Origin of the sequence: Virgisporangium ochraceum, assembly GCF_016863655.1 — a bacterium.
Taxonomy (GTDB): domain Bacteria; phylum Actinomycetota; class Actinomycetes; order Mycobacteriales; family Micromonosporaceae; genus Virgisporangium; species Virgisporangium ochraceum.
Genome location: NZ_BOPH01000044.1, coordinates 1 through 7,889 on the forward strand (window position 1 = coordinate 1; position 7,889 = coordinate 7,889).

The following is a 7,889-nucleotide window of genomic DNA, read 5'->3' on the forward strand; positions in this document are numbered from 1 at the left end:
AGCGGCGCGCCGTCCAGTGCCATGCCCGCGAGCGGCGCGCCGTCCAGTGCCATGCCCGCGAGCGGCGCGCCGTCCAGTGCCATGCCCGCGAGCGGTGCCCCGTTCAGCGGCCCGCCGCACCCCACCAGCGGCGCGCCCGGCGGTCCGGGCGGGCTGCCGCCGGTCCCCGCGGGCATGCCGCTCTGGGGAAACACGTCCACGCAGGCCGGGCCGTACGGACCCACGCCGCTGAGCGACGCCGACCCCACGCGCCGGCCCGCGCACGCGTCCCGCCGCCGGCCGACGATGTGGATCGTCGCCGCGGCGGCGGCGCTCCTGCTCCTCGTCGGCGGTGGCGGTGTCGCCGCGATGGCGTTGACCGGCGACGACGACAAGAAGAACGACACGAACACGAGCGCGGGCGACGGCAAGGGCGACGGGTCGAACGCCATCCAGCCCGACGGCGGTGGTGCGAAGGTCGGCGACGGCGGTGCCGCGCAGGCCGGCACCTACAAGGTCGACCGGACGGTCTGGTACCAGGGCCTCAAGTTCACGGTGAAGACGGTGTCGTACGACCCGGCCGCGAAGGAGAACCCGCTGACCATGGACATCACGGTGGAGAACACCGGCACCGACGGCCAGAACAACGTGCGGTACACCGAGGTGTTCTTCGCCTACGACGGCGCCATCACCGAGGGCGGGGTCGAGGAGGTGCAGAGCCTCCCCGGCAGGGCGACCTCGAACGGCAAGTTCGTGTTCGAGCCCGACAAGCCGGTCACCGACCTGCGCAAGGGCGAGCTCAGCATCGGCCGCGCCGACACGGTGCAGCCGAAGATCCCGTTCGGCGACCTGGACCGGACCACGACGCTGGAGCCGAAGAAGCTGGCCGGACCGGTCGAGGAGAAGCGCAGCGGCGTGCTCGGCATGAAGCTGGTGCTGTGCGAGCAGCGGGCCGACTACCCGGCCGAGCACCAGCAGGCGAAGAAGGACTACATGTTCGTGGTCTGCGTCGTGGACCTGAAGTCGTACAAGCAGAGCATCTACGACCACGGCGTCTGGAAGAGCAACTACCTCCTCAAGCTGCCCGATGGCACCACCACCGCGCCGGAGCGCGTCGACAACGCGCTGCTCAACCAGAACGAGCAGAAGCAGGGCGTCCCGTTGAGCTTCACGATCCGGTGGCCCGCACCCGGCGCCTACGCGTTCCAGTTCTACGACGCCGGCCGACTCGGCAATGACGCGCCCAACGCCGAGCGGCCGATCGTCGAGGTGCCCATGACGCTCACGTGACCGACACGGCGGCACGGTATTGTCGCGACGAACTTCCAGGGGACGACAGACGAGAGAGCGAAGGATGACGGAACCGAAATACACCCTTCGCACCCGCCTGGCCAGCGGCCTCACGAAGAGCGCCGCGGCCCTGTCACGGGCGACCGGGCGTGGCGACGGCGCGGTGATCGGCGGCCGGGTCGGTCAGATGATCGACCCGAACTTCCTCGCGAACCTGGCCGCCGGCCGGCGGATCGCGCTGATCTCGGGTACCAACGGCAAGACCACGACCACCCGGCTCACCACCGCGGCCCTTAGCGTCATGGGGCCGGTCGCGACCAACTCGCTCGGCGCGAACATGCCGCACGGGCACATGTCGGCGCTGGTCAAGGCGGGTGCGACGCCGTTCGCGGTGCTCGAGGTCGACGAGCACTACCTGGCCGACGTCCTCAAGAAGACGAACGCCGAGGTGGTCGCGTTGCTGAACCTCAGCCGCGACCAGCTCGACCGCGCGCAGGAGGTCGCGACGGTCGCGGCCAAGTGGCGCACGATGCTGACGGCTGCCCCGCAGGTGCACGTCATCGCGAACTGCGACGACCCGATGGTCACGTGGGCGGCGTCGGCCGCCACCGAGGTCACCTGGGTGGCCGCGGGCCAGCGCTGGCTCGACGACTCGTGGGTGTGCCCCGAGTGCGGGTCACGCATCGAGCGCAACGGCGAGCAGTGGGCCTGCGCCACCGGCGACCTGGTCCGGCCGCTGCCGCAGTGGCAGGTCGAGAACGACGGGGTGGTCGACCCGACCGGGCTGTACCACGAGGTCCACCTGCAGCTGCCCGGCCGGGTCAACAAGGCCAACGCGGCGACGGCGCTGGCCGTCGCCGCGTACTTCGGCGCTCCGACGCTGCGGTCGGTGCCGAAGCTGGCCGAGGTGACCTCGATCGCCGGCCGCTACGCCACGGTGGTGCGCGACGGCCGGGTCATCCGCCTGCTGCTGTCGAAGAACCCGGCCGGGTGGCTGGAGGCGTTCGACATGGCGGAGGACGCGCCGACGCTGCTCGCGATCAACGCCCGCGACCCCGACGGGCTCGACACGTCGTGGCTCTACGACGTCGACTTCTCCCCCGTCCGGGGGCGCCGGGTGCTGATCACCGGCGACCGGGCGATGGACCTGGCGGTGCGGTTGGAGGTCAACGGGGTGGCGTTCGAGCACGTGTCGTCGTTCGAGAAGGCGCTCGCGGCGATCCCGCCCGGGCGGCTGGAAGTGATCGCCAACTACACGGCGTTCCAGGACATCCGGACGGAGCTCGACCGTGTCAACTGAGACCCTGCGGATCGTCTGGATCTACCCGGACCTGCTGTCGACCTACGGCGACCGCGGCAACATGCTCATCCTGGCCCGGCGGGCCGAGCTGCGCGGCATCGGCGCCGAGTGCGTCGAGGTGCAGTCCGACCAGCCGGTGCCGGTCAACGGCGACATCTACCTGCTGGCCGGCGGCGAGGACGGGCCGCAGGCGCTGGCGGCCGAGCGGCTCATCACCGATGGCGGCCTGAACCGGGCGGCCGCGAACGGCGCCGTGGTGTTCGCGGTGTGCGCCGGCTACCAGCTGCTCGGCACGACGTTCTTCGCCAAGGGCGCCAGGTGCACCGGCCTCGGCCTGCTCGACATGCACTCCGACCGCGGCGAGACCCGCGCCGTCGGCGAACTGGCCGGCCCGGTCGACCCGGTTCTGGGGCTGCCGCCGCTCACCGGCTTCGAGAACCACGGTGGCCGCACGCACCTGGGCGCCGCCGCGAAGCCGTTGGTGACCGTCGAGGTGGGCATCGGTAACGACGGCAACACCGAGGGCGCCTGGGCGGGCAAGCTCCTGGGCACCTACGCCCACGGCCCCGCGCTCGCACGCAACCCCGCCCTGGCCGACCTCCTGGTCGGTTGGGCGGTGGGCAGCCCGCTGCCCCCGGTCGACGACTCGTGGCCCGACCGCCTGCGCGCCGAACGCCTGCACGCGGTGGGCCTACGCTGAGGGTGTCGGGGGCCACCAGTTGTGGCCCCCGAAACCGTCGGCAGTTACACGACCACCGACACCATGCGGCCGGCCACCACGATGACCTTCCGCGGCTCTTTGCCGTTCAGCTGAGCCGCCACCGCCTCCAGTGCCTTCGCCCGCACGTCGTCGTCCGGGGTGTCCGCCGGTACCTCGATGCGGCCGCGGACCTTGCCGTTGACCTGTACCGGCAGGGTGACCGACTCGGCGACCAGCAGCGCCGGGTCGGCCTCCGGGAACGCCGCGTACGCGACCGTGTCACCGTGGCCCAGCCTGCGCCACAGCTCCTCGGCCAGGTGCGGGGCGAACGGCGACGTCATCAGCACCAGCGGCTCGATCACCTCGCGCGCCGGCCCTGCCTGCGTGGCCCGGTTGGTCAGCTCGATCAGCTTGGCGATCGCGGTGTTGAAGCGCAGCTCCTCCATGTCGGTGCGTACTCCGTCGATGACCCGGTGCAGCAGGCGCCGGGTCTGCTCGTCGGTGGGGCCGTCGGTGACGCGGACCTCGCCTGTCTGCTCGTCGACGACCAGACGCCACAGGCGCTGCAGGAACCGGAACGAGCCGATCACCGCCCGGGTGTCCCAGGGCCGGGACACGTCCAGCGGGCCCATCGACATCTCGTACACCCGGAACGTGTCGGCGCCGTAGTCGGCGCACATCTCGTCGGGCGTCACGACGTTCTTCAAGCTCTTGCCGATCTTGCCGTACTCCCGGTTGACCGGCTCGTCGCCCAGGAAGAACTTCCCCGGCTCGCGCTCGACGACCTCCTCGGCCGGCACGTACACGCCACGCGCGTCGGTGTACGCGTACGCCTGGATGTAGCCCTGGTTGAACAGCTTCCGGAACGGCTCGAAGCTGCTGATGTGGCCCAGGTCGAACAGCACCTTGTGCCAGAACCGCGCGTACAGCAGGTGCAGCACGGCGTGCTCGACGCCGCCGACGTACAGGTCGACGCCGCCGGAGTCCTTACCGTCGCGGGGACCCATCCAGTAGCGCTCGTTCTCCTTGCCGACCACCTCGTCGCTGTTGTACGGGTCCAGGTAGCGCAGCTCGTACCAGCTCGACCCGGCCCACTGCGGCATGACGTTGGTGTCGCGGGTGTACCGCTTCGGTCCGTCGCCCAGGTCCAGCTCGACCTCGACCCATTCGCGCGCCCGCGACAGCGGGGTCTCCGGCATCGAGTCGGCGTCGTCGATGTCGAACGTGCGCGGTGAGAAGTCGTCGACCTCGGGCAGTTCGACGGGCAGCATCCGCTCGGGGATCGCCACCGGCAGCCCGGTCTCGTCGTAGACGATCGGCATCGGCTCGCCCCAGTACCGCTGCCGGCTGAACAGCCAGTCGCGCAGGCGGTAGGTGGTGGCGCCGGTCCCGTGGCCGTTCTTCTCCAACCAGTCGATGATCGCGGCCTTGGCCTCGACGATGCCCAGCCCGTCCAGGAACCGGCTGTTGATCGCGGGACCCTCACCGATGAAGGCCTTGCCCTCCCAGTCGGACGGCGGCTCCACCGTACGGATGATCGGCAGGTCGAAGACCTCGGCGAACTCCCAGTCGCGCTCGTCCTGGCCGGGAACGGCCATGATCGCGCCGGTGCCGTAGCCGGCCAGCACGTAGTCGGCGACGAACACCGGGATGCGCTCGCCGTTCACCGGGTTCGTGGCGTACGCGCCCACGAACACGCCGGTCTTCTCCTTGTCGGCCTGCCGCTCGATGTCGGTCTTCGCCGCCGCGCGCCGGCGGTAGTCGGCCACCGCCTCGGCCGGTGTGGCGAACCCGCCGGTCCAGGCGTCCTTCGTCCCCTCGGGCCACGCGGCCGGAACCAGCGACGACACCAGCTCGTGCTCCGGCGCCAGCACCATGTACGTCGCGCCGAACAGCGTGTCGGGCCGGGTGGTGAACACCCGGATCTCCCCCGCGTCGCTGGTGAACGAGACGTGCGCGCCCCGCGACCGGCCGATCCAGTTGCGCTGCATGGCCTTGACCTTCTCCGGCCACTCCAGCGCGTCCAGGTCCTCCAGCAGGCGGTCGCCGTAGGCGGTGATCCGCATCATCCACTGCTTCAGGTTGCGCTTGAAGACCGGGAAGTTGCCGCGCTCGGAACGCCCGTCGGCGGTGACCTCCTCGTTGGCCAGCACGGTGCCCAGCCCCGGGCACCAGTTCACCGGCGCCTCGGACACGTAGGCCAGGCGGTGGTCGTCGATGACCGTCCGCTTCTCGACGGCGCTCAGCGACGACCAGTCGGCGCCGTCGGGCGCGGGCCGCGCGCCCGACTCGAACTCCGCGACCAGTTCCGCGATGGGACGCGCCTTGCGCTGCTCCGGGTCGAACCAGCTGTTGAAGATCTCCAGGAAGATCCACTGGGTCCACCTGTAGAACTCGACGTCGGTGGTGGCCACCGAGCGGCGGTTGTCGTACGCCAGGCCCAGCCTGCGCAGCTGGCCGCGGTACCGCTCGACGTTCTCCTCGGTGGTCTTGCGCGGGTGCGTTCCGGTCTGCACCGCGTACTGCTCGGCCGGCAGGCCGAACGCGTCGAAGCCCATCGGGTGCAGCACGTTGAACCCGATCATGCGGGCGTAGCGGGTGTAGCTGTCGGTGCCGATGTAGCCCAGCGGGTGGCCGACGTGCAGCCCCGCACCGGACGGGTACGGGAACATGTCCATCACGTACAGCTTCGGCGCACCGGCCCGCGGGTGGTCGGGATCGCTGAGCGCGCCGCTGGGGTTCGGCGCGTTGAACGTGCCGTTCTCGTCCCAGTAGTCCTGCCACCGTTCCTCGATCTCGCCGGCCATCGCGGCCGTGTACCGGAACGGGGGAATGTCCTCGCTGCTCATGATCGCCACCTCGGGGTCAATAGATTCCGGACATAAAAAAGCCCCTCACGCAGGAGGGGTCGCCGTGCGGACGTGCTATCGCGTCGTCAGCACGGCTCGCTAAGAAGCCGGAATGCCCGGAACATGGAACCAGCGTACCGTAGCCGCCCCGATCACGTCGCCCCGGATACGCCCCCGGCCGGGGCGTTCAGCACCCCGGCCGGCGGCATCGGACCCGCTCGTGCGCCCGCCCCGCTGCGCGAGGCGAGCGCTCCACCCGGTCACATGTGCAGGTCTTCCTCGATCCTGCGGATCTGGTGGCGGGCCATGGCCAGGTTCGCCCGCGACTTCTGCAGCGCGAGGTAGATGAACAGGCCCTGCCCACCGCGGCTGCGCAGCGGGCGGATCAGGTGGTACTGGCTGCCCAGCGTGATGAGGATGTCCTCGATCTCGTCCTTCATCTTCAGCAGGTCCAGGGTGCGCATCTTCGCGCGGACCACGTCGGTGTTGCCCGCCGCGGCGACCGTCAGGTCGAGTTCCTTGGTGCTGCCCAGCGTGCCCAGCGCCATGCCGCTGGTGTAGTCGACGAGCGCGACACCGATCGCGCCCTCGATCTGCATCGCTTCCTTCAGTGCCGTATCCATGTCAGCCATGGAGTCCTCCTGCTTTCGCGGTTGGGAAGATCGTTTGTCGTGATGTGCTCGTGCAGTTGGACGGCGTCACCTCTCCTTCTGTCGGCCGGTCACCCTTGACTGGCCGAGACGAGTTCTCCCACCCGGGCGGCCACCGGCCGCGCCTCGTGGTGGAGCAGGCCGAGGTTGATTCCCGCGTCGGCCAGCACGGTGAGCAGCGCGTGGGTGCCGGCGGCGAACGTCGCCACGTACCCACCCGCTGCCCGGGTCACGGTCTCCTGGAACTCGCCGTAGGCGGCGCCGAGCGCGATCTGCTGGGCCAGCCCCAGGTAGGCGGCCGACATGGCGGCCATGGTCTCGGCTTCCACGCCCCCGGCGTCCTCGGCGACGAGCAGGCCGTCAGCGCTGGCGACGAGCGCGCCCTGCACCTGCGGAAGCTTGTGCCGCAGCCGCCCCAGTTCGGCCAGGACGTCCTGCTCCACCCCCACCAACCTTCTCCTCCCGGTCCTCCGCGTCGTGCGAGCCGTCGCGGTGCGGACGAACTGCCTGATCCGGGCCGTCGTCGTGCCGACCGGCCCGTGTCTCGTGTGTCGGAACCTCATGGCGCCCTCATCGCAGCGCCCGCAGTGCGCGTTGGATCCGCATGAGCGTGGAGTCGGAGCACTCCTCCACCACCCGGTTGTCGTCCGCCGGGTTCGCCGGCCACCGGCGCGGCTCGGCCGCGCGGCGGCGCGGCAAGGGCACGGGCCCGGCCTGGTCGCGCCGTCCCGGTTCGTCGGCCACGTGCGCCGGCACCGGCACATTGATCGGCGGGACCCCCACAGCCGCCGCCGCGGCCACCACCGCCGACCCGCGTGCGGGTGCCGCCGCCCGGGCCTCGATCCGCTGCTCGGGGACCCGCTGCTCCCGGTCCCGGGTACGCCGGTCCGGCGCCCGCCGCTCCGGCATCTCCTGCTCCTGGGGCCGCTGCTCCTGGGGCCGCTGCTCCTGGGCCTGCCGATGCTGTGCCTGTCGATCCTGGGCCTGTCGATCGTGAGCCTGTCGATCGTGAGCCTGCCGGTCCTGGGCGTGCCGATCCTGGACCTGCCTGTCCTGGGCCTGCCGATCCTGGACCTGCCTGTCCTGGGTCCGCGGGTCCTGGACCCGGTCCGGTGCCGCCC

6 protein-coding genes and 1 pseudogene are annotated in these 7,889 nt (G+C 70.9%); 3 read left to right on the plus strand and 4 right to left on the minus strand.

Annotation, left to right across the window (positions count from 1 at the left end):
* From Voc01_RS17865 to Voc01_RS17875, 3 genes and pseudogenes are all read left to right on the plus strand, one after another.
* A pseudogene (locus Voc01_RS17865) lies at positions 1–1,269 on the plus strand (hypothetical protein); the annotation flags it as partial.
* A gap of 64 nt (positions 1,270–1,333) precedes the next feature.
* A complete protein-coding gene (locus Voc01_RS17870) occupies positions 1,334–2,569 on the plus strand; it encodes a Mur ligase family protein (protein ID WP_203928585.1) in 1,236 nt (411 codons plus the stop codon).
* Complete coding sequence (locus Voc01_RS17875; protein ID WP_203928586.1) at positions 2,559–3,269, plus strand: type 1 glutamine amidotransferase; 711 nt, start codon at positions 2,559–2,561, stop codon at positions 3,267–3,269. The genes Voc01_RS17870 and Voc01_RS17875 overlap by 11 nt, the downstream gene beginning before the upstream one ends.
* Before the next feature lie 44 nt (positions 3,270–3,313).
* Here Voc01_RS17875 and leuS read toward each other — a convergent pair whose 3' ends face one another.
* The 4 genes from leuS to Voc01_RS17895 all read right to left on the minus strand — a co-directional run bounded on the left by leuS (position 3,314) and on the right by Voc01_RS17895 (position 7,677).
* Entirely contained in the window at positions 3,314–6,118 is a 2,805-nt protein-coding gene (gene leuS, locus Voc01_RS17880; protein ID WP_203928587.1) for a leucine--tRNA ligase, read from the minus strand.
* Between the two features lie 260 nt (positions 6,119–6,378).
* A complete protein-coding gene (locus tag Voc01_RS17885) occupies positions 6,379–6,750 on the minus strand; it encodes a hypothetical protein (protein WP_203928588.1) in 372 nt (123 codons plus the stop codon).
* A gap of 89 nt (positions 6,751–6,839) precedes the next feature.
* Positions 6,840–7,211 carry a roadblock/LC7 domain-containing protein gene (locus Voc01_RS17890; RefSeq protein WP_239160280.1) on the minus strand — a complete coding sequence of 124 codons (372 nt, stop codon included), beginning with the start codon at positions 7,209–7,211 and terminating at the stop codon, positions 6,840–6,842.
* Positions 7,212–7,338: 127 nt separating this feature from the next.
* Positions 7,339–7,677, minus strand: coding sequence for a hypothetical protein (locus Voc01_RS17895; RefSeq protein ID WP_203928590.1), 339 nt, complete (start codon positions 7,675–7,677; stop codon positions 7,339–7,341).
* Positions 7,678–7,889: the final 212 nt, after the last annotated feature.

What these genes read in the sequence shown, in the direction of transcription:
- Voc01_RS17895 (WP_203928590.1), bottom strand. Translation starts at nt 7,677, where the DNA reads ATGCCGGAGCGGCGGGCGCCGGACCGGCGTACCCGGGACCGGGAGCAG.
- Voc01_RS17885 (WP_203928588.1), bottom strand. Translation starts at nt 6,750, where the DNA reads ATGGCTGACATGGATACGGCACTGAAGGAAGCGATGCAGATCGAGGGC.
- leuS (WP_203928587.1), bottom strand. Translation starts at nt 6,118, where the DNA reads ATGAGCAGCGAGGACATTCCCCCGTTCCGGTACACGGCCGCGATGGCC.
- Voc01_RS17870 (WP_203928585.1), top strand. Translation starts at nt 1,334, where the DNA reads ATGACGGAACCGAAATACACCCTTCGCACCCGCCTGGCCAGCGGCCTC.